This is a genomic window from Klenkia taihuensis, assembly GCF_900112525.1.
GTDB classification, from domain to species: Bacteria; Actinomycetota; Actinomycetes; order Mycobacteriales; family Geodermatophilaceae; genus Klenkia; species Klenkia taihuensis.
Genome location: NZ_FOMD01000001.1, coordinates 927,586 through 952,506, shown reverse-complemented (window position 1 = coordinate 952,506; position 24,921 = coordinate 927,586). Strand labels below are relative to the sequence as shown.

Genomic DNA, 24,921 nt, shown 5'->3' with positions numbered 1-24,921 from the left:
CCATCCTGCACCAGCAGACTGGGGGCATGCCTGCCGAGACCCCGTCGCTCCCCTTCCCCGGCACCGGTCGTGTGGCCGTGGTCACCGGTGCCTCCAGCGGCATCGGCGCGGCCACCGCGACCCGGCTGGCCGCCGACGGCTTCGACGTCGTCCTGGCCGCCCGCCGGCTGGACCGGCTGAGCGAGCTGGCCGGGCGGATCGGCGGCCGCGCGGTCGAGCTCGACGTGACCAGCGACGAGTCCGTGGCCGCGCTGGCCGGATCGCTGGACCGGGTCGACGTGCTGGTCAACAACGCCGGCGGCGCGTTCGACGCCGCCCCCGTCGCCGAGGCCGACCTGTCCTCCTGGACCCGCGCCTTCGAGGTCAACGTGCTGGGCACCGTGCGGGTGACCAAGGCGCTGCTGCCCGCGCTGCGCGCCTCCGGCGCCGGCGACGTGGTGCTCATGGGCTCCACCGCCGGGCTGGTCAGCTACGAGGGCGGCGCGAGCTACACCGCGGCCAAGCACGGCGTGCACACCCTGGCCGAGACGATGCGGCTGGAGCTGGTCGCCGAGCCGGTGCGCGTGGTGGAGATCGCGCCCGGGATGGTCCGGACCGACGAGTTCGCGCTCAACCGCACCGGTGACGCCGCGAAGGCCGCCAAGGTCTACGAGGGCGTGCGGGAGCCGCTGGTCGCCGAGGACGTCGCCGACTGCGTGGCCTGGGCGATCACCCGCCCGCACCACGTGAACGTCGACCTCATGGTGGTCCGCCCCCGCGCCCAGGCCGCCCAGCACAAGGTGCACCGCGAGCCCTGACCCCCCGGGGTACCGGAAGCTCTACCCGTCCCGACGGGCCCGTTCGCTCGGGTGGAGCTTCCGATACCCGGGCCGTGCCCGGGTCAGGAGGGGCGCACCGCGGTCGGCTCGGGGACGAGGGTGACGCCGAACCGCTCGCGGACGGCGTCGACGACGCGGCCGGCGAAGGCGAGCAGCTCGTCGGCGGTGGCGCCCGGCTCGGTGGTGAGCGCCAGCGAGTGCCGGGACGACGTCCCCACGAGGCCGTCGCGGGTGCCGCGGCCGAACCCGGCGTGCTGCACCAGCCACGCCGCCGACAGCTTCACGTCGTCCCCGGCCGGCCAGCTCGGGCACCCCTCGACCGCCATCGACGCCGGGACGACGGGGTTGGTGAAGAACGAGCCGGCGCTGCGCGAGTCGGGGTCGGCCGGGTCGAGCACCATGCCCTTGCCGCGGCGCAGCTCCAGCACCGCGGCCCGGACGTCGGCCAGCGGCGCCCGCTCCCCCACCTCGACGCCCAGCCGCCGGGCCAGCTCGGCGTACCCCACCGGCATCGACAGCTCCGAGGCGGTCAGCCCGAAGGTCACGGTGAGGACGACGAACACGCCGGGGTCCCGCTTCAGCGCCGAGTCCCGGTAGCCGAACCCGCAGTCGCCCGGCGAGAGCGTGCGCACGGTGCCGTCGCGGCGGTCGAGCACCCGCACGGCGGTGATGGTCTGGGCGACCTCCTGGCCGTAGGCGCCCACGTTCTGCACCGGCGTGGCCCCGGTGCTGCCGGGGATGCCGGAGAGCGCCTCCATGCCGGCCAGGCCCTCGGCGACGGTGTGCGCGACCAGGTCGTCCCACGGCTCCCCGGCCTGGACCTCCAGCGAGTCGCCGGTGCGCACCATCCCGCGCGAGCGGACGGCGACGACGTCCCCGGGCCAGCCGGCGTCGGGGGCGACCACGTTGGAGCCCCCGCCCAGCACCAGCAGCGGCCGGCCGGCCTCGTCGGCGCCGCGCACCGCGGCGACCAGCTCGTCGGCGTCGTGCACCTCGACCAACCGGTCCACCGGACCCCCCACCGCGAGCGTGGTGAGGTCGGCCAGCCGGGTTCCCTGATGCACCTGCACGGCCCCCACGCTAGCCGCGACTACGCTGCGGGCCGGTGAGCAGCGACCACGGGCGGGACCACTCCGCCAAGGCGGTGCTGCCCCCGACCCGCAGGCAGCCCCGGCTGGCCGCCGGCCGCGCCCGCGCGCTGGGCCTGCCCACCCGCGGCACCACCAACGCCAACCGGCTGCGCAGGGTCGACCGCTGGCTGCTCGCCACCCAGGTGCCCCGGCTGCGCGACGCGGCCCGCCCGCTGGTGGTCGACCTGGGGTACGGCGCCTCGGCGGTGACCACCCTGGAGCTGGTCGACCGGCTCGGGCCCGAGGTCGACGGCCTGGAGGTCGTCGGGCTGGAGATCGACCCCGAGCGGGTGGCCGCGGTCGCCGGCGACCGGGACCCGCCGCGGGTGGACTTCCGGGTGGGCGGCTTCGAGCTGGCCGGGCTGGCGCCGGTGCTGGTGCGGGCGTTCAACGTGCTGCGCCAGTACGACGAGGAGTCCGCGGCCCGGGCCTGGCAGACCATGTGCGCGGCGCTGGGCCCCGGCGGGCTGCTGGTCGAGGGCACCTGCGACGAGTGGGGACGGCGGGCCTGCTGGGTGGCGCTGGACGAGTCGGGGCCGCTCACCCTCACCCTCGCCGTCCGGCCCTCCGACATCGACCGGCCCTCCGACCTGGCCGAGCGGCTGCCCAAGGCGCTCATCCACCACAACGTCCCCGGGCAGCCGGTGCACGGGTTCCTGACCGCCTTCGACACCGCGTGGGCGTCGGCGGCGGGGCTGTCGACGTTCGGCCCGCGGCAGCGGTGGGTGGCCGCCGTGGAGGCGCTGGCCGCGCAGGGCTGGCCCCTGGTGGGCTCGACCCGGCGCTGGCGGCACGGCGAGGTGACCGTCCGCTGGTCCGCCGTCGCGCCCGCCCCGTGAGCAGGCGCAGGGCGCCCGAGCACCCCGTCCTGCCCGGGCAGGTGGCGGTGGCCGGCGGGGTGGCCGAGATCCTCGGGGACGCCGACCGCGACCGCAGCTACGTGCTCATGCTGGACGGCGTCCCGCAGTCGCACGTGGACCTCGACGACCCGGCGCACCTGGAGTTCGAGTACGTGCGCCGGATGGGCCACGTCGTCGACCTGGCCGCCGAGGAGGGCGCGCCGCTGGACGTCGTCCACCTGGGCGGGGGCGCGCTGACCCTGCCCCGGTACGTGGCGGTCACCCGGCCGGGCTCGCGGCAGCGGGTGGTGGAGGTCGACGAGCCGCTGACCGAGCTGGTCCGCGAGCACCTGCCGCTGCCCCGCGGGGCGCGCATCCGGGTGCGGGCCGCCGACGCCCGGGCGGGCCTGGAGGCGATGCACGACGCGAGCGCCGACCTGGTGCTGGTCGACGTGTTCGCCGGTGCGCGCACCCCGGCGCACCTGACCAGCACCGAGTTCGCCGCGCAGGTGGCGCGGGTGCTGCGGCCGGGCGGGGTGACGGCGTGGAACGTCTCCGACGGCCCGCCGCTGCGCTTCCTGCGCACCCAGGCCGCGACCCTGCGGGCGGTGTTCGGCCACGTGCTGCTGGCCGCCGAGCCCGGCACGCTGCGGGGACGCCGGCACGGCAACACCGTCGCGGTCGCCTCGGGTGCCGAGCTCCCGGTGGCCGCGCTGACCCGCCGCTGCGCCGGGGACCCGATGCCCTCACGGGTGGTCGCGGGCGAGGACCTGGACGCGTTCGTGGGGACGTCGCTGCCGGTCGCCGACGATGCGGCCGTGGCGTCGCCGGAGCCCCCACCAGGCATCTTCGGCTGATCCACCAGGCGCCTGCCAGCGGGCGACCTTACGGTGTCGGCATGACCTCCCCGGCTCCGCGCAGCTTCGCCCGCGACACCCAGCACAAGGTCATTGCCGGGGTGTGCTCCGGCCTGGCCCGCCGTTTCGGGCTGTCCCGCACCGTCGTCCGGGCGGCGTTCCTGATCTCCTGCGTGCTGCCCGGGCCGCAGTTCATCGCCTACCTGCTGCTCTGGGTGGTCATGCCCCGCGGCTGAGCCGCGCAGGGGTGCCGCGGCTGAGCCGCGCAGGGGTGCCGCGGCTGAGCCGCGGGCAGCTCACCAGCTGCTGTTGCCCGACTGCAGGCCGCGCAGGGCCGGCCGGACGTCGACCAGGTAGACGATGATGGCCACGATGGCCGGCAGGCCCAGGAACGACAGCACGCCGAAGGCGTAGACGACCAGCGTCGCGATGGCGGTGATGGCCACCCACGCGGGCTTGCTCAGCTTGCCGGTGGCCACGTATCCGGCGGCCGGGCGGATGATCGCGTCGACCGTCGCCCAGGCCCCGAGGGCGAGCACGGCGTAGAGGATGACCGCGAACACCGCGTTGTCGAAACCCGCCATGCGCCCAGCGTAGCTGCGGGGACACCGCAGGGCCCGCAGCGGCGGTTGCGCTGCGGGCCCTGCGGTCGTGCTCAGCTGGAGCTGGGGGCGGAGCTGGACGCCGAGGGGGCGTTGCTCGAGGCCGACGGCGCGCTGCTGCGGGCCGACGGGGCGGTGGCCTTGGCGGAGGCGGCCTTGGCGGGGGTGGCCTTGGTGCCCGTGGCGGCGGCGGTCCGCTTGGCCGGGGTGCGCTTGGCCGGGGCCTGGGTGGTGGTGCCGGCGGTGGAGCGCAGCGAGCGCTTGGCCGAGCGGGCCTCGCGGCGGACGTCCCGCTTGACCTCGGTGACGGCCTTGCTGGTGCGCGCCTTGGTCCTCTGCGCCGCGGAGGTGACCTCGTCGGCGGCCTCGCCGGCCTCGGACTTGGTCCTCTGCGCGACCGAGGTGACCTCGTCGGCGGTCTCGCCGACGGTCTCGTCGGTCGTGTCGAGCACGTCCTCGAGGGCGTCCTCGACGGTGTCGACGGCGCGCTCGGCGGTGCCGACCAGGTTGCGGAAGCCGGGCTGGCGGCGCAGGTCGTCGACGACCTCCTCGCCGCGGGCGGCCAGGCCGGTGACCATGGTCAGCGCCTGGTCGCGGACGGCGCCGGCCAGGGTGGTGACGGTGCCGCGGACCTCGGTGGCGGTGTCCTTGACGGCCTCGGGGCGGGCGGCGTCCTGCGCGCGGTCGGCCGCGCTCCCCGCGCGGGTGCGGGCCTGGCCGAACAGCGAGGTGACCCGCTCGCGGGTGGCCTCGGCGCGGGCGCGGGCCTCCTTGACGGCGGCGTCGGCCTGGGCCTGGGCCTCGCCGGGCAGGGCCTCGGCGCGACCGCGCAGCGTCTCCAGGACGGTGCGGGCGCGGTCGACGGCGACGTCGCCGGCGCCGATGGCGGCCAGCACGCCGGTGCGGCCGGTGCTGACGGCGTACTCGCCGGCCGCCTTGGCGGTCAGCTGGACGTCGCGGACGGTGCGCTGGGCGCGCTTCTTGGTGAGCTCGCGGGCCTCGGTGGCGTTCACGGGTGCTCCTCCTTGTTCGAGAGCGGGGTGTTCTGCGGGGTGGGGGGACTGGCGAGGGACTCGTAGAGGTCGAGCAGCACGGCCTTGTGCCGCTCGCTCAGCGCCGGGTCCGACCGGATCGCGGTGACCGTGTCCGGCGTGCCGGACCGGCGGTCGAGGATCCCGGCCTGCTCGTAGAGCGTCTCGGCGGAGATCTTCAGGCCCCGGGCGATCTGGGCCAGGATCTCCGCCGACGGCTTGCGCAGTCCCCGCTCCACCTGCGAGAGGTAGGGGTTGCTGACCCCGGCGCTGCGGGCCAGTTCGCGCAACGACACCTGGGCGGCGTTGCGCTGGGTGCGGATGAAGTCACCGACCTGGGAACCGACCTGCGACCCCACGGTGGTGGCCTCGACCGCAGCGTGGGTCACGCTGTCGCGGACCTGGCTGACGATCTCCGACGGGTTCTGCACGCCGTCGACCATAACCAGCACTGCTTGCTCCTGCAAGCACAGAGCTAGCAGTGTGAGCGACCCCTCAGACGGCCGCGCGGACCTCGCCCACGACGCCGTCCCCACCGCTGACCGGCAGCGCCGCGAAGGGCGCCAGCAGGTCGGCGTCCACGCCCAGCCGGGCCAGGCCGGCGGCCAGCGCCGGCATCCGGCCCCGGTCGCCGCCGTCGTCCAGCTTCAGCGCCACCGCGCCCGCGCCGGGCAGCGCGGCCACGTGCACGCCGTCGGCGCCGCCCTTGACCAGCAGGCCGGGGACGGCGTCCATCAGCCGGGTGTCGTCCTTGCCCGTGCCGGCGACCAGCCACGGGTGCGCCCGCACCGCGTCGGCCACCGCGCGGCCGGGTGTGCCGGGGTCGGCCTGCACCAGCGACAGCACGCCGCGGGCCAGCGCGGTCACCGGCAGCGCGTGCTGCGGGGCCCCGCACCCGTCGACGACGACGGCGCTGACCGGGACGCCGCCGGCCTCGCCCAGCCGCGCCTCGATCGCCTGCTGCAGCGGGTGCGCGCGGTCCAGGTAGCCCCGGGTGGGCCAGCCGGCGGCGACGCAGGCCGACAGCATCGCGGCGTGCTTGCCCGAGCAGTTCATCGCCGCCCGCTCGGGTGCCCGGCCGGCCACCAGCCAGCGGGCCCGCTCGGCCTCGTCCGAGGGCAGCGCGGCGGGGCAGCCCAGGTCGTCGGGGCCGAGGCCCACGGCGGCCAGCATCGCCAGGGCGAGCTGGACGTGGCCGGGCTCGCCGGAGTGCGAGCCGGCGGCGATGGCCAGCTCCTCGGTGGAGCGGGGCACCCACCCGGCGTCGAGGTAGGTGGTGGCCTGCACCGGCTTGTTCGACGACCGGGGCAGGGTGGGGACGTCGACCGCGCCGGCCGCGTGCACGACCGCGCCGTCGGCGTCGAGCACGACGAGCGACCCGCGGTGCACCGACTCCAGGAACCCCGACCGGTGCACCTCCACCAGGACGGGGTTGACAGGGAAAGACATCAGGTTCCGATCTCGCGGTTCGGCCCCCTCGCAGGGGCCTGCGGCGTGCGGAGCACGTCGTGTGGGGCGAGGGGGTCCTTCTTCAGTGGCGGCCCTCGGCGGCGAGGAGCTGGGCGACGTCGGCCTCGCCGTCGCGGTAGCGGCGGCCCAGCTCCCCGGCCAGCGCGTCCATCACCTGCTGCACGCCGCGGCGCCGCTCGGACAGCCCGCGCTCGCCCTCGGCCAGCGCGCGGGCGGCGGTCTCCAGCTGGTCGTCGGGCAGCTCGCCGACGTCGGAGAGGTCCACGCCGGGGGCGAGGGAGTTCACCCAGTGCTCCAGCGCCACCGGGTCGCCGGGCTGCACGGTCTGGTGCCGGCCCAGGCCGTGCGCGGGGCCGCGGCCCTTCTCCGAGAGGATCTCCGGGAGCAGGTCGACCAGCGAACGGCCGTCGTGCTCGGCCCGGCGCTGCAGCTCGCGGCGGACGATGTCCAGCCGGCCCTGCAGCAGGCGGCGGGTGTAGGACAGGTCGACCTCGGACTGCTCGGCGCGGCGGCGCAGCCCGCGCACCTCGAGCATGGGGCGCTGCTGCACGCCCTCGAGGAACGCGGGGTCGAGCAGCGTGTCGACGGCGGTGCCGCCCGCAGCTGCGGGCCCGGGCTGCGACGTGGTCATCGGGTTGCCTCCTGGCGGGTGCGGATGCCCAGCAGCTCGCGGGCCTCGGTGGTGGTCAGGGCGGGGCGCTGGGCGATCCTGGCGAGACCCGCGGCGCGGGCGACCAGCTGGGCGTTGTCGCGGACCGGCTCGCCGGGGGCGTAGGTCAGCGTGTCCTCCATGCCGACCCGCAGGTGGCCGCCCGCGGACAGCGCGGCGAGCATCACCGGCAGCGACGTGCGGCCGACGCCGGTGGCGGCGAAGGTCCAGCCGGGCTCGATGGCGGGCAGGCACGCGGCCAGCGCGCCGGTGGTGCCGGGCATGCCGCCGGGCACGCCCATCACCAGGTCGACGTGCACGTGGCCGCCGGCCGGCAGGCCGTGCCGGTCCAGCAGCCGGGACAGGGTGGCCAGGTGGCCCAGGTCGAAGGCCTCGTACTCGGGCACGATGCCGCGGTCGCGCATCTGGGTGTGCAGCTCGACGATCAGGTCCCACGGGTTGCTGAACACGTCGCGGCCGAAGTTGACCGTGCCCAGCGACAGGGAGGCGGCGTCGGGGTCGGCGTCGAGGACGGCGACCCGGTCGGGCAGCGGGTCGGTGACCGCGCCGCCGGAGGACAGCTGCACCACCAGGTCGGTGCTCCCGCGCACCGCGGCGACCACCTCGCGCACCCGGCCGAGGTCCAGCGTGGGCCGGGTGTCGAGGTCGCGGACGTGCAGGTGGACGACGGCGGCACCCAGCGCCTCGCAGTCGCGGGCGGTGGCCACGACCTCCTCCACGGTCACCGGCAGCGCCGGCACGTCGGCCTTCGCCGACTCGGCCCCGGTGGGGGCGAGGGTGATGAGGGTGCCCGTGGTCACCGGCCGATCGTCGCAGACCGGACCGCGCGGACGCGCTCCCGGGCGGCCAGCACCGTGTCGTCGGGAGTGACGACGAGGTCGTCGGGGTCGACGGCGACCACCGAGCCGTCCGCGCGCAGCTCCGGGAGGGGCTCCTTCTCCAGCACCGAGGACTTCACCAGCGCCAGCCCCACGACGCCGAGCTCGTGGTGCCGCACCACGGTGCCCAGCCGGCCCACCTCGCGGGTGCCCGCGGTGACCGGGGTGCCCGGCGGGGGCAGCTGCTCCTCCATGCCGTCCAGGTGCACCAGCACCAGCCGGCGCGGCGGGCGGCCGAGGTTGTGCACCCGCGCGACGGTCTCCTGGCCGCGGTAGCAGCCCTTCTCCAGGTGCACCGCGCTGGCCAGCCACGGCGTCTCGTTCGGGATGGTGCGGTGGTCGGAGTCGGTGCCGACCCGCGGCCGGTGCGCCTCGACGGCCAGCGCGGCGTGCGCGTCGACGCCGGCCGGGGTGGCGCCGGCGGCCAGCAGGGCGTCGGCCACCGCGGCGAGGTCGGCCCGGGGCACCAGCAGGTCCACCGCCGCGACGCCGTCCCCCAGCGGCGGCATCCGGCGCACCCAGCCGCCGCCGGCCAACGGGGTCACCCCCGTGGGCACGGGCAACCCGGCGGCGGCGAGGACGTCGTCCCCCCGCGGGCCGAGCAGGGTGAGCACCGCCCAGGCGTCGGTGACCAGCGCGGGCTCGACGCGCAGCATGAACCGCATCCGGTCCAGCCAGCCGGCCAGCGCCGCCCCGGCGCCGGGCTCGGTGTCCAGCCAGGTGGTGCCGCCGGTCTCGGCGACCACGACGTGGTGCTCGACGTGGCCCTGCGGGGAGAGCACCAGCGCCTCGGTGCCGCTGCCGTCGGGCAGCCGCTCGAGGTGCTGGCTGAGCAGGTTGTGCAGCCAGGACAGCCGGTCGGGCCCGGGGACGGCGACGACGTCGCGGTCGCTGCGGTCGACCAGCACCGCGCCCTCGGTGGCCCGGCGCTGCTCGGGCAGCGGGTCGCCGTAGTGCGCGGCGACCTGGCCGCCGTCGGTGGCGACGGCGCCGGGGCGGGACAGCAGCGGGGAGGGCACCTCAGGACTCCGATCCGGCCGCACGGCAGTCCCGGCACGTCCCGGACAGCGCCACGTGGCCCACGTCCAGGGTGTAACCCAGGTCGGCGGCCAGACGTTCCGCGACGCCGTCCATCACCGCGGGGTCGACGGAGTCGATCCGCCCGCAGCCGGCGCACACCACGTGCAGGTGCGGGTGCTGGGCGGCGTGGTAGACCGGCGCGCCCTTGCCGAGGTGGGTGTGCCAGACCAGGCCGAGGCGCTCGAGCAGCTCGAGGTTGCGGTAGACGGTGGAGGTGTCCGGTGCCGCGCCGTCGGGGCCGGCCTGCTCGGCCAGCCAGGTGCCGATCTGCTCGGGCGTGCCGTGCTCGAGCGCGCCGACCGCCTCCAGCACCCGCTGCCGCTGGGTGGTCAGCCGCAGCCCGCGGGAGCGCAGCTGCTGGGCCAGCGGCGGCGGCTCGTGGTCGTGGTCGGCCATGGCGGGAGCCTAGGTCCCGTCCCACCAGCGCAGGACCCGCAGCGCCCCCAGCGTGACGCCCTTCGAGGGCTCGCCGGTCGGCGCGTCCACCGGGAACCACACCGCGCCCGGCTGGACCGGGCCCTGCAGCCACCGGCCGTCGGGCTGCCGGCCGGCCCGCAGCCGGTCCACCGCGTCGGCGGCGCGCGGGTCGGGCGGCGTGCCGTCGTGCAGCGACGCGGCGCGCAGGTGCTCCAGCGCCCGCAGCGCGTCGAACCGCCAGCGGGAGGGCCAGACCGGCGGGGTGAGGCAGGCCTCCAGCGGGGTGCCGTCGGAGCGGTGGGTCAGCCGGCGGGCCAGCAGGTGCTCCTCGCCGCGGTGCCGGGCCGCGCGCAGCTCGTCGCTGCCGCCGGTGGCCACCTCGTGCGCCAGCAGCCCGCGGACGGCGTTGAGCGTGGAGTGCACCGACGAGCGGGTGGAACCCTCGACCCACGCGCAGTTCCAGCCGCCGTCGGCCAGCTGGTGCTCCGGGAACCAGGCGGCCAGCGCCTCGACGTCGGCGCCCAGCCACACACCGTTGGCGAGGGTCTTCGCGTTGATGCAGACGTCGGTCTCGCCGCCCCAGTAGGGCAGGTCCTCGTACTCCCACCGGCAGTGCGCGGCGAGCAGCTCGGCGGTGCCGGCCAGCGCCCCGGCGTCCAGGCCCCACTCGCGCAGCGCAGTCAGCGACCAGGTGGTCGCCGTCCAGGGCTGGCCCTCGCCCTCGGCCGGCCACTGCACCTCGCCGTCGGCGCGGGGGAAGAAGGCGCCGCCGGCCCACTGGCCGTCGTCGTCCTGCAGCGCGAGCAGGCGGGCGCCCCACCCCTCGACGGCCACGCGGGCCCGGGTGGCCTGCCAGACCCCGGGCGGCGCGTCGGCCAGGTCCCGCTCGACCTGCCAGCGCAGCGCCGGGTCGGAGTCCAGCAGCCAGGTCAGGACGTCGTCCGCCATGCCGGGACCCTAGACCCCTCCTAGGGTCGGTCCGTGATCTTCTTCTTCGGGTTCGGCAGCAAGCAGAAGGAGCTGGGCCCGGGGGCGACCCGCACCTGCCCGCGCTGCGGCAACACCACGGTGTGGGCGCGGGTCCGGCGGTACCGGCAGTTCACCGTCTTCTTCGTCCCGCTGCTGCGGTGGCGGCGCGAGCAGCTGGAGATCTGCACCGTCTGCGGGACCGCCGTCACCGTGTGAGGCAGGCTGGTCGCGTGGGTGACCAGCGTGCGGTGGCGGTGTGGCGGGACGGCGGTGCGGTGCGGGTGCCGGCCGACCAGCCGGTGGTGACGGCGTTCGACGCGGGGCTGGCCCGCGGGGACGGCGTCTTCGAGTCGGTGCTGGTCGACGGCGGCGCGACCCCGCGGCTGGCCGACCACCTGGTCCGGCTGCAGCGCTCCACCGGCCTGCTCGACCTCCCCGCGGTGCCCGACGAGGCCTGGCGGGCGCTGGTCACGGCGGTCACCGACGGCTGGCCGGCCGGCGTCGAGGGCGTGTGCCGGCTGTTCCTCACCCGCGGCGACGGCACCACCCCGACCGCGCTGGCTCTGCTCGCCCCGGTCGGCGCCGACGTGCTCGCCCAGCGGCGGGACGGCGTCGCCGTGGTCGCGCTGACCTACGGCCTGGCCGCCGGCGTCCGCGCCGGGGCGCCCTGGCTGCTGGGCGGGGCGAAGACGCTGTCCTACGCGGTCAACATGGCCGCCCAGCGGCACGCGCACGCGGTGGGCGCCGACGACGTGGTCTTCACCTCGGCCGAGGGCCGGCTGCTGGAGGGCCCGACGTCCACGGTGGTGTGGGCCGCCGGCGGCACCCTGCACACCCCGCCGCTGGACACCGGCATCCTGGCCGGCACCACCCAGGCCCGGCTGTTCGCCGCCGCGGCGGCCGACGGCTGGCCCACCGCGGTCACCCCCGGCACCGTGGCCGACCTGCACGACGCCGACGCCGTCTGGCTGCTCTCGGGCATCCGCGGCGCCGCCCGGGTGACCGCGCTGGACGGCACGGCCCGCGGCGACGCCGGGCTCACCGGGCGGGTCCAGGAGCTCCTGACCCGTTGACGCGCTCCTCCTCCGCCTGGCTGCTCGGGGGCGCGGTGGTCAGCGAGGTGGCCGGCACGCTGGCCCTGCGGGTCTCCGATGGCTTCACCCGTCCGCTGCCCACCGCGGCGACGCTGGTCGGCTACGGCGTCTCGCTGTGGCTGTTCGCCCGGCTGCTCGACCGCGGCGGCGTCGCGCTGGGCACCGCCTACGCCACGCTCACCGGGGTCGGCCTGGCCGCGGCGACGGTGGCCAGCGTGCTGCTGTTCCGCGACCCGCTGACCGTCGTCCAGCTGGTCGGCATGGCCGTCCTCGCGGCGGGCGTGCTGGTGCTGCAGACCGGGCCCCGGCCGTCGTGACAGCGGCCTCGTGAGCGGTGCGGCGGCGGCCTGGCTGGCGGGGGCGGTGCTCGCCCAGGTCGTGGGCATCGGGTCGCTGCGGGCGTCGGCGGGGTTCCGCCGTCCGGTGTTCGCCGTGCTGACCCTGCTGGGCATCGGCGCCTCGGTGGCGTTGATGGCGCGGGCGCTGGTCAGCGGGGTGTCGCTGGCTGTGGGCTACGGCATCTGGACCGGGTCGGGCATCGCGCTGGCCACCCTCGGCGGGGCCGCGGTGTTCGGCGACCGGCTGGGCCGCCGCGAGCTGCTCGGCGTCGCGTTGGTCGTGCTCGGCGTGGTGGTCGTGCACGCCGGCGGCTGACTCAGCTCCCGTCGACGACCCGGTCGACCGACCACGAGCCGCGCGGCTCGCGGTGCAGCTCCCAGTAGGTCTCGGCGATCCGGTCGGGGTCCAGCGGCGTCCCCGGCTCGACGACCCCGACGACGGTGACGCCGGCCGCGTGCACGCCGTCGGCGGCCAGCTGCTCGTGCAGCACGGCGACGGCGTTGCGCAGCGCCGCCTTGCCGAGGGTCAGCGACGCGTGGGCGGGGTCGGGGTGCAGGGCCGGGCCGCCGCCGGTGACGAGGAACGTGCCCGCGCCGGCTGCGCGCATCGCGGGGGTGAACAGCTGCGCGACGGCGACCGCGCCGACGACGTCGACGGCGAGCGCGTGGGTGAAGTGCTCCGGCGGGTCGACCAGCAGGTCATCGGCCACCACCAGCCCGACGTTGTAGACCACGACCCCGGGCAGGGCAGCGGCCACCGGGGCGAGCGCGGCGGCCAGCGCCGCCGGGTCGGCGACGTCGGCGGTGACCACGTCGACGTCGGTGCCGGCCGCTCTCAGCTCCCCGGCGAGCGGGGCCAGGGTCCCGGCGGAGCGGGCCACCAGGGTGAGCGCGAAACCCTCCCGGGCGAAGCGGCGGGCGATGCCGGCACCGAGCCCGGGGCCGGCACCGACGACGACGGCGTGCGTGCGGTCGATGTCCACCGTGCAGTGGTGTCCCGCGACCGGGTTGCGCACACCCCGTCGCCGTCGGAAAAGGGCGTTGCGGTGGCGGTCGCACCGGTCGTACCGTGGCCGTACACGGGAGAGGAGGTGGTCCGAACAATTGATGTCGTTCAGGACTCGTGAGGTGGCTGTCCGCTAGCCGCCGTCCAGATGGGCCGCCCGCTCAGCACCGGATCGAACCGGTCTGACGCGTGTGGCATCGCCCGTCCGTCGTACGGCGGCGAGCGAGAACCGGACAGTTCACCCGACCCCCGGGCCGCCGACCCAGTCCAGTCGGCCCGCCCCCCGCCACAAGTGCTCATCGAGCCGGCGGGGATGGCGGAGCAGCCCGGGGGTTGTCCGTGCCCGGAACCGGTCGGGTTCCCTAGGGTGGACCCGTGCAGTTCGCCGGGCGCGACCCCGAGGCCGACGTCTCCCCGGGTCGGTGGGTCGCCGACGCCGTCCGCCCCGGCCTGGGCGTCGCGGGTCTGCTGCCGCCGCTGTTCCCCGCCGCCGCCCGGGTGCTGCACCCGGCCGCGCAGTACGACGGGGACGACGACGTCGACGTCCGCTGGGCCGACGTCGCCGCGGCCAACGGCACCGTCGCGCACCCGCTCATGGAGTGGGGCGGCATCACCGGCTCGCTGGACTTCTACGAGGAGGCCGACCAGAGCCCGCTCTGGGAGGGCGCACCTGCCCGCGGCCACCTGCCCGAGCAGGTCGCCGGCCCGCTGGCCGAGGTGCTCGCCCGCCACACCGGCACCCCGCAGGACTGCCTGTTCGCCGTCTGGGACGGCTTCGGCTACATCAGCGCACCCCAGCCGCGGCTGACCGTCGGCGCCCGCAGCTTCTGGCTGGTCCGCGGACCCGTCGGGCTGGCCGCGGCGAACATGGCCGTCGAGCCGTGGGACCAGAGCGCGAGCCTGTGGTGGCCGGCCGACCGGGCCTGGTGCGTGGCCACCGACGTCGAGCTGGTGAGCACCTACGTGGTGGGGTCGGCCGCCTGCATCGCCGAGGTGCTGGCCGACCCCCGGCTGGAGGCCGTCCCGGCGACCGCCACCCAGCCGGTGGGCGACGACGCCGACACCGTCAACCCGCCGCCGGACTGAACCGCCGGGCGGCGACCACCCCGGTGGGCAGGTCGGCGCGCAGCGGGCCCAGGACGTCGGCCAGCTGCTCGACGGTGAGGTCCGGGCCGGCCTGCCCCAGCGCGGCCACCGCGGGCCACGGGGTGCGCCAGTCGCCCAGGCCCTGGTCGTCGGCGACGCCCTCGACGTAGGAGTCGACCATCCCGTAGAGCTGCTCGGCGTCCACCGGCAGCCCGGCCAGCCCGCCGCTCCGCAGATCGGGCTGCAGGTCGGCGGGCACCCGCTCCCACCGGCCGGACGACCAGCCGAGCAGGAACGCGACGTCCTCGGTCCGCCCGCGCAGGGGCTGCGCCCACCAGTCGGGGGCGCCGGTCAGCAGCTCGCCGGTGGGTTCGCCGTCCGGCCGGCGGGACAGCGACCCCCGGGCGGTGCGGTCCCAGCCGAGCAGCACGGCGCGGTCGGCGTCCAGGACGGCGACCTCGGCCCAGTTTCCGCCGCCGTCGTCCCACCGCCAGGCACCGGCGTCGCGGGCGTGCGCGGCCCCGGGGAAGCCCAGCGCGGCGACGACCGCCGCGGCCGCGGCCCACCGGCCGCGCAGCACGTCCAGCGGGGGCAGGTCGGCGACGGCGAGCTCCACGCCCGGCACTGTAGGACGATCAGGCCCATGGACGCCGCGCTGGTGGAGACCCGGCTGACCACCGTGCTGGGTGCGTGGGCCGCCGGGTCCGTCGTCCTCGGCGGGGTGCTGGCCACCCGGCCGGCGACCCGCGGGTTCGGCCGGCAGACCGCGGCGTGGGGCGCCGTCGACGGCGCGATCGCCGCGGTCGGGGCGCGCAACCGCCGTCGGCGCGGGCCCACCGCCCCGGCCCGGCTGCGGACGGTCCTGCTGGTCAACGCCGGGCTGGACGTGGGCTACCTGCTCGCCGGCGCGGCCCTGCTCCGCAGCGACCGGTGGCGCGGCGACGGCGCGGCCGTGCTCGTCCAGGGTGCGTTCCTGCTGCTCCTGGACGGCACGGCCGCGCGGGCGCTGCCGCGGACTACAGCCGGCTGAGCTCGTCCACCAGGTCGTCGAGGCCCAGGCTGCCCTGCGAGAGCGCGGCCATGTGCCAGGCCTTGAGGTCGAAGGCGTCGCCCTGGGCCGCACGCGCGGCCTCCCGGCCGGCCAGCCAGGCCCGCTCGCCGAGCTTGTAGCTGATCGCCTGCCCGGGCATGCCGAGGTACCGGACCAGCTCGCTGTCCAGGAAGTCGGCGTCGCGGCCGCAGTACTCGCCGAAGAAGGCCCGCGCCGTCGCCGGCGTCCACGGCTGGCCGCGGTGGCCCTCCAGCGCGCCGTCGGCGTCGTCGGGGATGGGCAGCTCCAGGTGCATGCCGATGTCGACGACCACCCGGACCGCGCGCATCTGCTGGGCGTCCAGGTAGCCGAGCCGGGCGCCGGGGTCGGTGAGGAAGCCCAGCTCGTCCATCAGCCGCTCGGCGTAGAGCGCCCAGCCCTCGAGGTTGGCGCTGACCCCGCCGACGGCGGTCTGGAACACCGACAGGTCGCCGGAGACGTAGGCCCACTGGGCCAGCTGCAGGTGGTGGCCGGGGACGCCCTCGTGGTACCAGGTGGAGACCAGGTCCCACAGCGGGAAGCGGTCCTTGCCGAGGGTGGGCAGCCAGGTGCGGCCGGGCCGGGAGAAGTCCAGCGACGGCCGGGTGTAGTACGGCGCCGCGGCACTGCCGGGCGGGGCGATCATCGCCTCGACGCGCTTGATGGGGTCGGCGATGTCGAAGTGCGTGCCGTCCAGTGCGGCCATCGCCTCGTCCATCATCGCCTGCAGGCGCTGCCGGATCTGCTCGACGCCGTCCACGGCCTCGCCGTGCTCGCCGAGCCAGCGCATGGCCTCCATCGGCGTGGCCCCCGGCCGGACCAGCTCGGCGGCGGCCCGCTGCTCCTCGCGGATGCGGCGGTGCTCGGCCCAGCCCCAGGCGTAGGCGTCCTCCAGACCGGTGCCGGCCCCGAGGTCGCTGCCGTTCCAGCGGCGGGCGAAGCGGGCGTAGCGCTCGCGGCCCACCGCGTCGGGGGTGCCCTGGGCCTGCGGCAGGTAGGTGTCGCGCAGGAAGTCGCGCACGTCGGCCACGGCGGCGTCGGCAGCGGCCGCGGCGTCGTCGAGCTCGGTGCGCAGCTCGTCGGGGCCGCCCGCGACGACGCCGGCGAAGTAGGGCCCGGCCAGCCACTCGTCGAGCTGGCCCACGACGGTCTCGACCTGTCGGGGCGCGGCGAACAGGCCCCGCGACGCGCCCTCGGTGAGGGTGGCCAGGTAGCCGCGGTAGGCCTCCGGCACCCGGGCCACCCGGCGGCCGAGCACGGCCCAGTCGTCGGGGGTGGCCAGCGGCATCATCGAGAACACCTGGCGGACCGAGTGCACCGGGGAGAACAGGTTCGACAGCTCGCGCAGGCCCTCGCCGGCCTCGTGCAGGTCCAGCGAGGCGGTCAGCCGCTCGCGCAGCAGCCGGGCGCAGCGGAACTCGACCGGGTCGTCGGCCAGGGACGGGTCCTCGGCCAGCACCCGGTCCAGCTCGGCGAGGGTGTCGCGCTCCAGGCGGGCCGCGGCCTCGAGCCCGGCCGGGGACAGGTCGGGCAGCCGGTCGTCGCCGGGCCGGGTGCCCAGCGCCGTGCCGGCGATCGGGTCGAGGTCGCAGAGGGCGTCGACGTAGGCGTCGGCGACCTGGCGGGGGGTGCGCGCGGTGCTCATCGGATCCTCTCCAGGCGGGCGGACATGACCGGGCGCAGCTGGCCGTCGGCGCCGGCGCGGTCGACGGCGTACATCAGGGCGCCCTCGACGATGCCGTAGAGCCGGGCGGCCTTCGTGGTGTCCGGGTGGTCGGGGGTGCGGGCGATGACGTCGCTGGCCAGCTCCCAGCTGGTCGTCGTCCGGGCGCGGCCGACGTAGATCTCGACCAGGCCGTCGGGCGAGGCGGTGAGCAGCTCGACCTCCTCCTCGCCGCGCGGGCGCCAGAAGCCGGCCTCGCGGACGTCGGGGCCGGCGGGCCTGCCGTCCTCGCCGATCCGCCAGGTGCGCGACTCGTAGGCCAGGAAGTCGCGGCCGTCGTGGGCGAAGCGCACCCACTGGCCGAACCGGTGGTCGCCCTGGGCGCCGGCGGCCTGCCCCTCGCCGTGCCACTCGCCCAGCAGCGGCAGCACCGACAGCAGCTCGTGCGCCACCTCGGGGCCGGTGCGGACGTCGGTGGTCTCCTCGACCGGCAGCTCGGTGCGGCCGGACGCCGGCTGGGCGGGCAGGCCGTCGGGGGTCGGGGTGCTCACCGGGCCCCCCCGCTGCGCTCGCGACGGGTCAGCCTGACCGCGCCCGTCGCGCACCACAGCGCGGCGAGGACGGCCAGGGCGACGAGAACCCAGGCGGTGACCAGACCCATGCCCGCCACCGTAACCACGACCCCCGACACCGGCTCAGACGAGCACCGCGCCGACCGTCGCCCGGCACACCTCGTCCCACGGCGTGGGCTCGATGCCCAGCGCCTGCACCGTCTCCGAGCCGTCGACCACGAAGTCGGCGTCCCACTGGTGGCGGATCGCGGCGATCTCGCGCATCTGCGGGGACAGCACCCCGACCGCGCGGACCACCGGCCAGGGCAGGCCCGACACCCGGGCGGGCCGGGCGCCCATGGCGGCGGCGAGGTCGGTGAGCACCCGGCGCTGGCTGCGGGCCCCGGTGCTGGGCACGACCCACGGCCGGCCCCAGGTGGCGGGGGTGGTGGCCAGCGCGGCCAGCACCCGGCCGACGTCGGGCAGGTAGGCCCAGCTGTGCAGCACGTCGGGGTCGCCGATGACCCAGGCGCGCCGGCCGGCGCGCAGGGTGGCCAGCTGCCGGGTGACGTGGGACTGGGTGACCGGCACGGTGGGGCCGACGAAGTCCGAGGCCCGGGCCTCCACGACCCGCACCCGGCCGGCCTCGTGCGCGGCGAGCATGTCGGTCCACACCCGGGCCCGGACCCGGCCCTTGGTGTCGGTGGCCGCCAGCGGGCTCGCCGCGGTCATCGGCCCGGCCGGGCGGCCGTGCACGTACAGGTTGCCCATCGCGACCAGCGCCGCGCCGGTGCGGGTGGCCGCGTCCAGCATCGCCGCGGCCATCGGCGGCCAGTCGGTCGCCCACCGGTCGTAGGCCGGGTTGACCGCGTTGACCAGGGCGTCCGCGCCCCCGGCCGCGGCGGTCAGCGCGTCGGCGTCGGCGGCGTCCACCGCCCGGTGCTCGACGTCGGCGGTCGACGTCCCGCCGCTGCGGGACAGCACCCGCACCCGGTGCCCGGCGCGCACCAGCTCCTCGGCCACGGCGGTGCCCACCGGCCCCTTGCCCACGACGACGTGCAGTCCCACGACGGCTCCCTCGGTTCGACGAGAGCGGTGCTCTCGTTCCGGGGACACCGTGCAGTGCGCCGCTCCCGCTTGTCAAGAGCAGTGCTCTCGATCGCGAGCGGTGCTATCGTCGAGGCGTGGTGAGCACCGCCAGGGAGCGCGCACGGGCCGCGCTGACCGAGGAGATCCTGGAGTCCGCCCGCGGGCAGCTGGCCACCGTCGGCGCCGCGGGCCTGTCGCTGCGGGCGGTGGCCCGCGACCTGGGGCTGGCGTCGTCCGCGCTGTACCGCTACTTCCCCAGCCGCGACGACCTGCTGACCCGGTTGATCATCGAGGGCTACGACGCGCTGGGCGCCGCGGCCGAGGCGGCCGACGACGCCACCGCGCAACCCCGGGCCCGGTGGCACGCGGTCTGCGCCGCCGTCCGGGCCTGGGCGCGGACGCACCCGCACGAGTACGCGCTGCTCTACGGCTCGCCGGTCCCCGGCTACGCCGCGCCGGCCGACACGGTGCCCGCGGCGACCCGGGTGGGCGCGGTGCTGGGCGCCGTCCTGGGCGACGCGGCCCGGGCCGGCCTGCTCCCCCCGGCCGAGGGGCGGCGCACCGCGCTGGTGCTCCCGGCCGCGGCGGCGGTGCTGGGCGGGGAGCACGAGGCGCTGGACGACGGGGTGCGCTCGCGGGCGCTGCTGGTGTGGAGCTCGCTGTTCGGGCTGGTCAGCTTCGAGCTGTTCGGCCACTTCGAGGGCTCGGTCGCCGATGCCGACGCCTTCTTCACCGAGCAGGTGGGCGAGCTGGCCGACCTGCTCGGCCTCTAGCCGTCCTCCTGCACAGAAGTCCGTCCTCCTGCACCAGATCCGGCGCAGGAGGACGGACGTCGATCAACCTCCCTGGTCAACGCTGCGGGAGGGGGTGCCTCAGGCGATGGCGAGGGTGGTCTCGTTCAGGCCGACCTCGGCGCTGAGCACCCGCTCCGCCCGGCCGACCGGGGCCAGCGAGCGCAGCTTCCACTCACCGGGCGCGGCGAAGAACCGGAACTCGCCCTCCGGGGAGGTCACCACCTCGGCGGTGAACTCGTCGGTGGCGTCCAGCAGCCGCACGTAGGCGCCGGCGACCGGTGACCCGTCGTGCCACACCGAGCCCTGGATGACCGTCTGGGTGGACAGGTCGACCCCGGCCAGCGCGCCGCCCTGCTTCGGGGCCCCGCACACGTCAGGCCCCCTTGGCGATCGGGACGCCGACCAGCGAGCCGTACTCGGTCCAGGAGCCGTCGTAGTTCTTGACGTCGGCGTGGCCGAGCAGCTCGTGCAGCACGAACCAGGTGTGCGAGGAGCGCTCGCCGATGCGGCAGTAGGCGATGGTGGCCTTGCCGTCGTCCAGGCCGGCGTCGGCGTAGAGCGCGGCCAGCTCCTCGTCGCTCTTGAAGGTGCCGTCCTCGTTCGCGGCCTTGCTCCACGGCACGTTGACCGCCGAGGGGATGTGGCCGGGGCGCTGCGCACCCTCCTGCGGCAGGTGCGCGGGGGCGACCAGCTTGCCGGCGAACTCGTCGGGGCTGCGCACGTCGACCAGGTTCTTGGTGTCGATGGCGGCCACGACCTCGTCGCGGAACGCGCGGATCGAGGTGTCGGGCTCCTGGGCGCGGTACTGGGTGGCCGGGCGGGTGACCTCGGCGTCGGAGAGCGGACGGCTGTCCAGCTCCCACTTCTTGCGGCCGCCGTCGACCAGCTTCACCGCGTCGTGGCCGTAGAGCTTGAAGTACCAGTAGGCGTAGGCGGCGAACCAGTTGTTGTTGCCGCCGTAGAGCACGACGGTGTCGTCGTTGGAGATGCCCTTGGCCGACAGCAGCTGCTCGAACTGCTCCTTGTCCACGAAGTCGCGGCGCAGCGGGTCCTGGAGGTCGGTCTTCCAGTCCAGCTTCACCGCGCCCTCGAGGTGGCCCTTGTCGTAGGCGCTGGTGTCCTCGTCGACCTCGACGAAGACCAGGCCGGCGTCGCCCAGGTGCTCCTGGGCCCAGTCGGCGCTGACGAGCACGTCGCTGCGGCTCATGGGTTTCTCCTCCTGCGGGTGGGGGTCAGTGGGAACGGGCGGGACGGGCCCGCCGGACGATCAGGTACAGCTCGCAGCCGAGGCAGAAGCCCACGGCCGCGTTGAGCAGGGCGGCCACGAGGGCCAGCCCGGTCGCGACGGCGCCCACGACCGGCGCGCCGGTCAGGTAGCCGAGGGTGCCCACGAGGGCGAAGCCGAACCCGACGAGCTGGGCGAAGCGCGGGGGCGCCTCGTCCTCGGTCTCGCGGACCGGCCCCAGCCGGGGGGCGACGAGGGTGCGGAACAGCACGCCGTAGGGGGCGTGCCGCAGGCCGGCGAAGGCGCCGACGGCGAACACGACCGCCTGCGCGGCGAGCAGCCATCCGCTGCCGGTCAGCAGCACGACGGCCAGTACGACCGTGGTGACCCAGGCGCCGAAGCGCGGGCCACGGACGTCGACCTGCCGGGGAGGTGTCACGGGGTGGGGGCCTTCCGAGGAGCGGGGTGAGGGCTCGTCGAGGCGGGAGGTCAGCCTCGGAGGGAGGCGCGACACAGGCAGCTGCCCAGGCGGCACAGGTCGACTGTGCGTCGCTGAGTCAGCAGGGTGCCCACGCCGGGGAGGGTAGCAACACCCATCACACGTGCCCCTGCGCCGGGGCGTGCGCGGCCACCAGGGCGGCCAGCTCGTCGGGGCGGGGCGCACCGCTGCTGCGGCCCAGCAGGGCACCGCTGCGGTCGAGGTAGAACAGCGTCGGGGTGCGCCGCACGTCCAGCGCCCGGACGGCGTCCAGCTCGCTCTCGGCGTCCACGTGGACGGCGGCCAGACCCGGGTGGCGGGTCTGCAGCTGGGTCAGCCGGGCCTTCGTCGCGCGGCAGGGCGCGCAGAACGCGGTGGCGAACTGGACCACCGTCAGGTCGGCGTCCTCGGGCCGCACGCCGAGCCCGCGCAGCACCTCGACCTCCCGCACGGTTGCCCCTCCCGTCGTCCGGACCGCCCCGCTGCGGGTCCGCAGCCACCAGGCCACCACCGCCGTCAGCAGGAGGGCGGCGCCGAGCACCACCGCACCGGTCAAGTCCACGACCGGCACCAACGCGACCGGTCCGGTGGGGATTCCCCGCTACTGCAGGACGACGTCGTCGGCGACCGCGGTGACGTCGACGCCGGTGCCGGTGACCTGCAGCCCGGTGAGCTGCAGGCCGAAGGGCAGCGCGGGCAGCGTGTAGCGGAAGTCCAGCAGGTCCTGGGCGGCGTCGAGCAGGAACTGCGGGACGTCGACGCCGGCCCCCGCGGCGGAGTCGACGGTCACGACGAGGTCCTGGCCGTCCAGGTCGACGGTGCCCGCAGCCGTGAGCGGCACGCTCTGGCCGAGCACCTCGACGGTCTTGGTGATGCGCAGCCCGTCGCCCTCGCGGGTCAGCGTCGTGTCGCCGCCCAGCTGCGCGGCCAGCAGGTCGAAGGGCACGGAGGCGCGGGCGTCGACGTGGTCCACCGGCAGCTGGGACACCTGACCGCCGACGACGTCGGACAGCGGCAGCCGCACGCCCTGCAGGGACACCCGCGCCGAGGTGCCGGCGGGCTGGCCGAGGTCGTCGGCGGTCAGCGCGATGCGCACGTCGTCGTAGCGGCCGGCGCCGGCCTGGGTCAGGAACGGGAAGCCGGTGATGTCCACCGACGGCTCCCCCGCCAGCCCGGCCTGCTGCTGCACCCGGGCGGCGACCTGGTCCTCGGCGACCAGCACGCCCACCCGGTCGGCGGCGACGAGCAGCACGACGAGCACCCCGAGGGTGATCAGCAGGCCCTTCACAGGCTGGTCTGCAGCGCGAGGAACCAGGCCACCGGCGCGGCCGCGGCGAAGGGCAGCACCGCCTGCACGGCGGGCAGCGCCCACCCGCGCTGCGGCCGGTCGACCGCGCCGAAGGAGGCACCGACGGCGACCAGGGCGGCCACCCCGGCGAGGGCCGCACCGACCAGCGCGGCGGCGAGGGCACCGGGGAGGTCCTCGGACTGCCGGCGCAGCACGGCGACGACGACGCCCGCGAGCACCGCCAGCACCAGCCCGGGCAGGCCCCGCGGCACGCCCGGCGCGATCGCCGGGCGGGGCAGCAGGTAGTCCACGGCGTGCCCGACCAGCAGCACGGCGCCGACCACGAGGACGGCGGTCGACGCCAGCCGGTCGCCGTCCGGGGTGCGGCCCAGCGCCAGCAGCAGGGCGGGCGCGGTGACGGCGCACAGCAGCAGCAGGACGCCGGCGAGGGAGGCCACCAGGTAGCGGCGCGGCGCCGGCCGGGCCATCTGGTGCAGCACGCAGACCAGGAACCCCGGGCCCAGCACCAGCAGCAGGGCGCCCGGTTCGGGGTCCTCGGGCAGCCCGAGCAGCAGGTCGGCGCCGACCGCGGCGGCCGCGCCGATCGCCAGCGAGCCGATGAACCCGCGGATGCCGGTGGCCAGCACCCAGGCAGCGACCAGCGCGAGCTGCAGCACCGCGACCGCGACCGCCCGGCCGGTGTCGCCCAGCGCCAGCGGCAGGCCGGCGAGCAGGCCGGTGGCCAGCAGCACCCCGCCGGCGGCCGGCAGGTGGTGCGCCGTGCGGGAGAGCTCGACCGCCGGGGCCGTGTGGCTCATCGCCCGGCCGGCGCGGGGACGGCGGGTCGGGTCACCGGGCCATCGTCGCAGAGCGGGTCCCGCCCGACCGTCCCCCGCGCCCAGCGGCCGATCCGCTCGGCCAGCGGGCCGGTCATGCCGTTCTCGGCGTGCCCCATGCCCGGCACCACCCAGACGGTGGCGGCGGGGCCGGCGGCCTGCGCGAGCAGCCGGAAGTGCTCCAGCGGGAAGTAGGCGTCGCGGTCGCCGTGCACCAGCAGCAGCGGCGTGGGCGCGATCGAGCTGACCAGCTCCACCGGCGCCGGCGGGTTGACCGGCCACGGCGGGCCCAGCCGGATGCCCACCAGGCGCGAGCCCAGCCGCCGGCCGGCGGTCGTCTCCAGCAGCCAGTGCACCCGCCGCATCGGCGGGGTGTCGCGGACGAACCAGCGGCTCACCGCGCTGACGCTGACCACCGCGTCGGGGCGGTGCGCACCCACCGCCGCCTGCCGCAGCGCCGCGCCCCCGCCCATCGACAGGCCCACCGTCACCACCGTGGCCGCCCCGTCGGCGCGGGCCGCGGCGACCGCGGCGTCGACGTCCAGCAGCTCGGGGTCGCCGCCGGCGCCGGAGAGGCCGCCGGAGCGGCCGTGGCCGCGGAAGTCCAGGCCGCGCACCTCGCCGAAGCGGCGCAGGTACCCGGCCAGCCGCAGGAACGGCGGGCGGGCTGTGGAGTTGGTGAAGCCGTGGGCCAGCACGAACGTCAGCGGGTGTTCACCTGCCGGCAGTGGACGGGGCAGCGCCGGCGGGACCACGATGCCGTGCAGCCGCACCCCGTCCGCCGTGCGCACGGTCACGTCACGGTGGGGCAACGGCGGGGTCCCACGGTGCCTCACGTCGGATAGTCTGCGCTCTCCCCCCGACACCGGTGTCGACGCCACCTGTGAGGAGACGGCATGCGGCTCGTGCTCATGACTTCCGCCCGTCAGGCGACCACCGAGGTCCTGCCTGCCCTGGGGTTGCTCGCCCACCAGGTCCGGGTGGTCGCCCCCGAGCTGTCCAGCCTGCTCGACGGCGACGCCGGCGACGTGGTGCTGGTCGACGCCCGCCACGACCTGGTCTCGGCCCGCACGCTGTGCGCGCTGCTGTCCTCCACGGGGGTGGCCGCCTCGCTGGTCGCCGTCCTGTCCGAGGGCGGGCTGGTCGCGCTGTCGGCCGACTGGGGGGTCGACGACGTCGTCCTGGACACCGCCGGCCCGGCCGAGGTCGACGCCCGGCTGAAGTGGGCCACCGCCCGCCGGCAGGCGGCCAGCGCCCCGAACGCGGCCGACGACGGCGGCGTCACCAAGGCCGGCGAGCTGGTCATCGACGAGCACAGCTACTCCGCCAAGCTGCGCGGCCGCCCGCTCGACCTGACCTACAAGGAGTTCGAGCTCCTCAAGTACCTGGCCCAGCACCCGGGCCGGGTCTTCTCCCGGGCGCAGCTGCTGCAGGAGATCTGGGGCTACGACTACTTCGGCGGCACCCGCACCGTCGACGTGCACGTCCGGCGGCTGCGCGCCAAGCTCGGCACCGAGCACGAGGCGCTGATCGGCACCGTGCGCAACGTCGGCTACAAGCTCGACCAGCAGGTGGCCGACGCCACCGCGGCGGCGAACGTGGCCGCCGAGACCACCGACGAGCCGGTCGTCTCCTGACCGCAC

The 24,921-nt window shown here is 76.5% G+C and carries 34 protein-coding genes; 12 read left to right on the top strand and 22 right to left on the bottom strand.

Annotated features, from left to right (window positions below):
- Positions 1-26 precede the first annotated feature (26 nt).
- The gene (locus tag BM158_RS04720; RefSeq protein ID WP_091555105.1) at positions 27-797 is read left to right on the top strand and encodes an SDR family oxidoreductase; all 771 of its coding nucleotides are present in this window, start codon (positions 27-29) and stop codon (positions 795-797) included.
- 83 nt (positions 798-880) lie between these two features.
- Here the strand turns inward: BM158_RS04720 and BM158_RS04715 are convergent, their stop codons facing one another.
- Complete coding sequence (locus BM158_RS04715) at positions 881-1,897, bottom strand: UDP-N-acetylmuramate dehydrogenase (RefSeq protein WP_091555103.1); 1,017 nt, start codon at positions 1,895-1,897, stop codon at positions 881-883.
- 26 nt (positions 1,898-1,923) lie between these two features.
- On the opposite strand from BM158_RS04715, the gene BM158_RS04710 reads away from it, so the two are divergent.
- The 3 genes from BM158_RS04710 to BM158_RS04700 are packed head-to-tail and all read left to right on the top strand — an operon-like array spanning position 1,924 to position 3,880.
- Positions 1,924-2,787, top strand: coding sequence for a class I SAM-dependent methyltransferase (locus BM158_RS04710; RefSeq protein WP_091555100.1), 864 nt, complete (start codon positions 1,924-1,926; stop codon positions 2,785-2,787).
- Positions 2,784-3,644 (top strand): spermidine synthase, encoded by an 861-nt coding sequence (locus tag BM158_RS22640; protein ID WP_091555099.1) that lies wholly within the window; start codon positions 2,784-2,786, stop codon positions 3,642-3,644. Before BM158_RS04710 ends, BM158_RS22640 begins: the two co-directional genes overlap by 4 nt.
- Positions 3,645-3,685: 41 nt before the next feature.
- The gene (locus BM158_RS04700) at positions 3,686-3,880 is read left to right on the top strand and encodes a PspC domain-containing protein (protein WP_091555097.1); all 195 of its coding nucleotides are present in this window, start codon (positions 3,686-3,688) and stop codon (positions 3,878-3,880) included.
- A 60-nt stretch (positions 3,881-3,940) separates the two neighbouring features.
- On the opposite strand, the gene BM158_RS04695 is transcribed toward BM158_RS04700, so the two are convergent.
- The 9 genes from BM158_RS04695 to BM158_RS04655 form a co-directional block, all read right to left on the bottom strand.
- On the bottom strand, positions 3,941-4,228 hold the full coding sequence (locus tag BM158_RS04695) for a DUF2516 family protein (RefSeq protein ID WP_091555095.1): 288 nt from the start codon (positions 4,226-4,228) through the stop codon (positions 3,941-3,943).
- Between the two features lie 71 nt (positions 4,229-4,299).
- Entirely contained in the window at positions 4,300-5,259 is a 960-nt protein-coding gene (locus tag BM158_RS22635; RefSeq protein ID WP_268247918.1) for a hypothetical protein, read from the bottom strand.
- Positions 5,256-5,708 carry a helix-turn-helix domain-containing protein gene (locus BM158_RS04685; RefSeq protein WP_278247547.1) on the bottom strand — a complete coding sequence of 151 codons (453 nt, stop codon included), beginning with the start codon at positions 5,706-5,708 and terminating at the stop codon, positions 5,256-5,258. The genes BM158_RS22635 and BM158_RS04685 overlap by 4 nt, the downstream gene beginning before the upstream one ends.
- Positions 5,709-5,772: 64 nt before the next feature.
- On the bottom strand, positions 5,773-6,726 hold the full coding sequence (locus BM158_RS04680; RefSeq protein ID WP_091555092.1) for an asparaginase: 954 nt from the start codon (positions 6,724-6,726) through the stop codon (positions 5,773-5,775).
- A gap of 82 nt (positions 6,727-6,808) precedes the next feature.
- A complete protein-coding gene (locus BM158_RS04675; RefSeq protein WP_091555091.1) occupies positions 6,809-7,378 on the bottom strand; it encodes an RsiG family protein in 570 nt (189 codons plus the stop codon).
- Positions 7,375-8,217 carry a beta-keto acid cleavage family enzyme gene (locus BM158_RS04670; RefSeq protein ID WP_091555089.1) on the bottom strand — a complete coding sequence of 281 codons (843 nt, stop codon included), beginning with the start codon at positions 8,215-8,217 and terminating at the stop codon, positions 7,375-7,377. Before BM158_RS04670 ends, BM158_RS04675 begins: the two co-directional genes overlap by 4 nt.
- Entirely contained in the window at positions 8,214-9,314 is a 1,101-nt protein-coding gene (gene ygfZ, locus BM158_RS04665) for a CAF17-like 4Fe-4S cluster assembly/insertion protein YgfZ (protein ID WP_091555088.1), read from the bottom strand. The genes BM158_RS04670 and ygfZ overlap by 4 nt, the downstream gene beginning before the upstream one ends.
- A gap of 1 nt (position 9,315) precedes the next feature.
- Positions 9,316-9,771, bottom strand: coding sequence for a Fur family transcriptional regulator (locus tag BM158_RS04660; RefSeq protein ID WP_091555086.1), 456 nt, complete (start codon positions 9,769-9,771; stop codon positions 9,316-9,318).
- Positions 9,772-9,780: 9 nt separating this feature from the next.
- Positions 9,781-10,740 (bottom strand): squalene cyclase, encoded by a 960-nt coding sequence (locus tag BM158_RS04655; protein WP_091555085.1) that lies wholly within the window; start codon positions 10,738-10,740, stop codon positions 9,781-9,783.
- A 33-nt stretch (positions 10,741-10,773) separates the two neighbouring features.
- Here BM158_RS04655 and BM158_RS04650 point away from each other — a divergent pair, with 33 nt between their 5' ends.
- The 4 genes from BM158_RS04650 to BM158_RS04635 are packed head-to-tail and all read left to right on the top strand — an operon-like array spanning position 10,774 to position 12,509.
- The gene (locus tag BM158_RS04650; protein ID WP_091555083.1) at positions 10,774-10,977 is read left to right on the top strand and encodes a zinc-ribbon domain-containing protein; all 204 of its coding nucleotides are present in this window, start codon (positions 10,774-10,776) and stop codon (positions 10,975-10,977) included.
- A 14-nt stretch (positions 10,978-10,991) separates the two neighbouring features.
- Positions 10,992-11,834 carry an aminotransferase class IV gene (locus BM158_RS04645; RefSeq protein WP_091555082.1) on the top strand — a complete coding sequence of 281 codons (843 nt, stop codon included), beginning with the start codon at positions 10,992-10,994 and terminating at the stop codon, positions 11,832-11,834.
- The gene (locus BM158_RS04640; protein ID WP_207506175.1) at positions 11,831-12,172 is read left to right on the top strand and encodes a DMT family transporter; all 342 of its coding nucleotides are present in this window, start codon (positions 11,831-11,833) and stop codon (positions 12,170-12,172) included. Before BM158_RS04645 ends, BM158_RS04640 begins: the two co-directional genes overlap by 4 nt.
- A 10-nt stretch (positions 12,173-12,182) precedes the next feature.
- The gene (locus tag BM158_RS04635; protein ID WP_091555080.1) at positions 12,183-12,509 is read left to right on the top strand and encodes a DMT family transporter; all 327 of its coding nucleotides are present in this window, start codon (positions 12,183-12,185) and stop codon (positions 12,507-12,509) included.
- A 1-nt stretch (position 12,510) separates the two neighbouring features.
- Here the strand turns inward: BM158_RS04635 and BM158_RS04630 are convergent, their stop codons facing one another.
- Positions 12,511-13,176, bottom strand: a complete 666-nt coding sequence (locus tag BM158_RS04630; protein WP_207506173.1) for an SDR family NAD(P)-dependent oxidoreductase — start codon at positions 13,174-13,176, stop codon at positions 12,511-12,513.
- Between the two features lie 398 nt (positions 13,177-13,574).
- Here BM158_RS04630 and BM158_RS04625 point away from each other — a divergent pair, with 398 nt between their 5' ends.
- Positions 13,575-14,285, top strand: a complete 711-nt coding sequence (locus tag BM158_RS04625) for a hypothetical protein (RefSeq protein ID WP_091555078.1) — start codon at positions 13,575-13,577, stop codon at positions 14,283-14,285.
- On the opposite strand, the gene BM158_RS04620 is transcribed toward BM158_RS04625, so the two are convergent.
- Entirely contained in the window at positions 14,266-14,901 is a 636-nt protein-coding gene (locus BM158_RS04620) for a hypothetical protein (RefSeq protein WP_131801973.1), read from the bottom strand. The two genes, BM158_RS04625 and BM158_RS04620, sit on opposite strands and share 20 nt — an antisense overlap.
- 27 nt (positions 14,902-14,928) lie before the next feature.
- Between BM158_RS04620 and BM158_RS04615 the strand changes: the two genes are divergently transcribed.
- Positions 14,929-15,315, top strand: a complete 387-nt coding sequence (locus BM158_RS04615) for a DUF6992 family protein (protein WP_091555075.1) — start codon at positions 14,929-14,931, stop codon at positions 15,313-15,315.
- Here the strand turns inward: BM158_RS04615 and BM158_RS04610 are convergent.
- The 3 genes from BM158_RS04610 to BM158_RS04600 all read right to left on the bottom strand — a co-directional run bounded on the left by BM158_RS04610 (position 15,302) and on the right by BM158_RS04600 (position 18,636).
- The gene (locus BM158_RS04610) at positions 15,302-16,999 is read right to left on the bottom strand and encodes a DUF885 domain-containing protein (protein WP_091555073.1); all 1,698 of its coding nucleotides are present in this window, start codon (positions 16,997-16,999) and stop codon (positions 15,302-15,304) included. The genes BM158_RS04615 and BM158_RS04610 overlap by 14 nt on opposite strands.
- A complete protein-coding gene (locus BM158_RS04605) occupies positions 16,996-17,568 on the bottom strand; it encodes a heme-binding beta-barrel domain-containing protein (protein WP_091555072.1) in 573 nt (190 codons plus the stop codon). The genes BM158_RS04610 and BM158_RS04605 overlap by 4 nt, the downstream gene beginning before the upstream one ends.
- Positions 17,569-17,712: 144 nt before the next feature.
- The gene (locus tag BM158_RS04600) at positions 17,713-18,636 is read right to left on the bottom strand and encodes an NAD-dependent epimerase/dehydratase family protein (RefSeq protein ID WP_091555070.1); all 924 of its coding nucleotides are present in this window, start codon (positions 18,634-18,636) and stop codon (positions 17,713-17,715) included.
- A 116-nt stretch (positions 18,637-18,752) separates the two neighbouring features.
- On the opposite strand from BM158_RS04600, the gene BM158_RS04595 reads away from it, so the two are divergent.
- Positions 18,753-19,430, top strand: coding sequence for a TetR/AcrR family transcriptional regulator (locus BM158_RS04595; RefSeq protein WP_091555068.1), 678 nt, complete (start codon positions 18,753-18,755; stop codon positions 19,428-19,430).
- A gap of 99 nt (positions 19,431-19,529) precedes the next feature.
- On the opposite strand, the gene BM158_RS04590 is transcribed toward BM158_RS04595, so the two are convergent.
- The 7 genes from BM158_RS04590 to BM158_RS04560 all read right to left on the bottom strand — a co-directional run bounded on the left by BM158_RS04590 (position 19,530) and on the right by BM158_RS04560 (position 24,075).
- Positions 19,530-19,823, bottom strand: a complete 294-nt coding sequence (locus BM158_RS04590; RefSeq protein WP_091555066.1) for a DUF1416 domain-containing protein — start codon at positions 19,821-19,823, stop codon at positions 19,530-19,532.
- 1 nt (position 19,824) lies between these two features.
- Positions 19,825-20,658 carry a sulfurtransferase gene (locus tag BM158_RS04585; RefSeq protein WP_091555065.1) on the bottom strand — a complete coding sequence of 278 codons (834 nt, stop codon included), beginning with the start codon at positions 20,656-20,658 and terminating at the stop codon, positions 19,825-19,827.
- A 25-nt stretch (positions 20,659-20,683) separates the two neighbouring features.
- Positions 20,684-21,115 carry a DUF4395 domain-containing protein gene (locus tag BM158_RS04580; RefSeq protein WP_091555063.1) on the bottom strand — a complete coding sequence of 144 codons (432 nt, stop codon included), beginning with the start codon at positions 21,113-21,115 and terminating at the stop codon, positions 20,684-20,686.
- A 157-nt stretch (positions 21,116-21,272) separates the two neighbouring features.
- Positions 21,273-21,716: a thioredoxin family protein gene (locus BM158_RS04575; RefSeq protein ID WP_229827650.1), complete on the bottom strand. Its 444-nt coding sequence runs from the start codon at positions 21,714-21,716 to the stop codon at positions 21,273-21,275.
- 39 nt (positions 21,717-21,755) lie between these two features.
- Positions 21,756-22,442: an LmeA family phospholipid-binding protein gene (locus tag BM158_RS04570; RefSeq protein ID WP_091555061.1), complete on the bottom strand. Its 687-nt coding sequence runs from the start codon at positions 22,440-22,442 to the stop codon at positions 21,756-21,758.
- The gene (locus BM158_RS04565; RefSeq protein ID WP_091555059.1) at positions 22,439-23,260 is read right to left on the bottom strand and encodes a hypothetical protein; all 822 of its coding nucleotides are present in this window, start codon (positions 23,258-23,260) and stop codon (positions 22,439-22,441) included. The genes BM158_RS04570 and BM158_RS04565 overlap by 4 nt, the downstream gene beginning before the upstream one ends.
- Entirely contained in the window at positions 23,257-24,075 is an 819-nt protein-coding gene (locus BM158_RS04560) for an alpha/beta hydrolase (RefSeq protein ID WP_207506171.1), read from the bottom strand. The genes BM158_RS04565 and BM158_RS04560 overlap by 4 nt, the downstream gene beginning before the upstream one ends.
- 99 nt (positions 24,076-24,174) lie before the next feature.
- Between BM158_RS04560 and BM158_RS04555 the strand changes: the two genes are divergently transcribed.
- Positions 24,175-24,915, top strand: a complete 741-nt coding sequence (locus tag BM158_RS04555; protein ID WP_091555057.1) for a winged helix-turn-helix transcriptional regulator — start codon at positions 24,175-24,177, stop codon at positions 24,913-24,915.
- Positions 24,916-24,921 lie beyond the last annotated feature (6 nt).

Bases quoted from the DNA above. Each gene is read 5' to 3' on its own strand.
- BM158_RS04700 (WP_091555097.1), top strand. From the start codon at position 3,686: ATGACCTCCCCGGCTCCGCGCAGCTTCGCCCGCGACACCCAGCACAAG.
- BM158_RS04675 (WP_091555091.1), bottom strand. From the start codon at position 7,378: ATGACCACGTCGCAGCCCGGGCCCGCAGCTGCGGGCGGCACCGCCGTC.
- BM158_RS04565 (WP_091555059.1), bottom strand. From the start codon at position 23,260: ATGAGCCACACGGCCCCGGCGGTCGAGCTCTCCCGCACGGCGCACCAC.
- BM158_RS04680 (WP_091555092.1), bottom strand. From the start codon at position 6,726: ATGTCTTTCCCTGTCAACCCCGTCCTGGTGGAGGTGCACCGGTCGGGG.
- BM158_RS04720 (WP_091555105.1), top strand. From the start codon at position 27: ATGCCTGCCGAGACCCCGTCGCTCCCCTTCCCCGGCACCGGTCGTGTG.
- BM158_RS04555 (WP_091555057.1), top strand. From the start codon at position 24,175: ATGCGGCTCGTGCTCATGACTTCCGCCCGTCAGGCGACCACCGAGGTC.
- BM158_RS04655 (WP_091555085.1), bottom strand. From the start codon at position 10,740: ATGGCGGACGACGTCCTGACCTGGCTGCTGGACTCCGACCCGGCGCTG.
- BM158_RS04610 (WP_091555073.1), bottom strand. From the start codon at position 16,999: ATGAGCACCGCGCGCACCCCCCGCCAGGTCGCCGACGCCTACGTCGAC.
- BM158_RS04695 (WP_091555095.1), bottom strand. From the start codon at position 4,228: ATGGCGGGTTTCGACAACGCGGTGTTCGCGGTCATCCTCTACGCCGTG.
- BM158_RS04615 (WP_091555075.1), top strand. From the start codon at position 14,929: ATGGACGCCGCGCTGGTGGAGACCCGGCTGACCACCGTGCTGGGTGCG.
- BM158_RS04660 (WP_091555086.1), bottom strand. From the start codon at position 9,771: ATGGCCGACCACGACCACGAGCCGCCGCCGCTGGCCCAGCAGCTGCGC.
- BM158_RS04585 (WP_091555065.1), bottom strand. From the start codon at position 20,658: ATGAGCCGCAGCGACGTGCTCGTCAGCGCCGACTGGGCCCAGGAGCAC.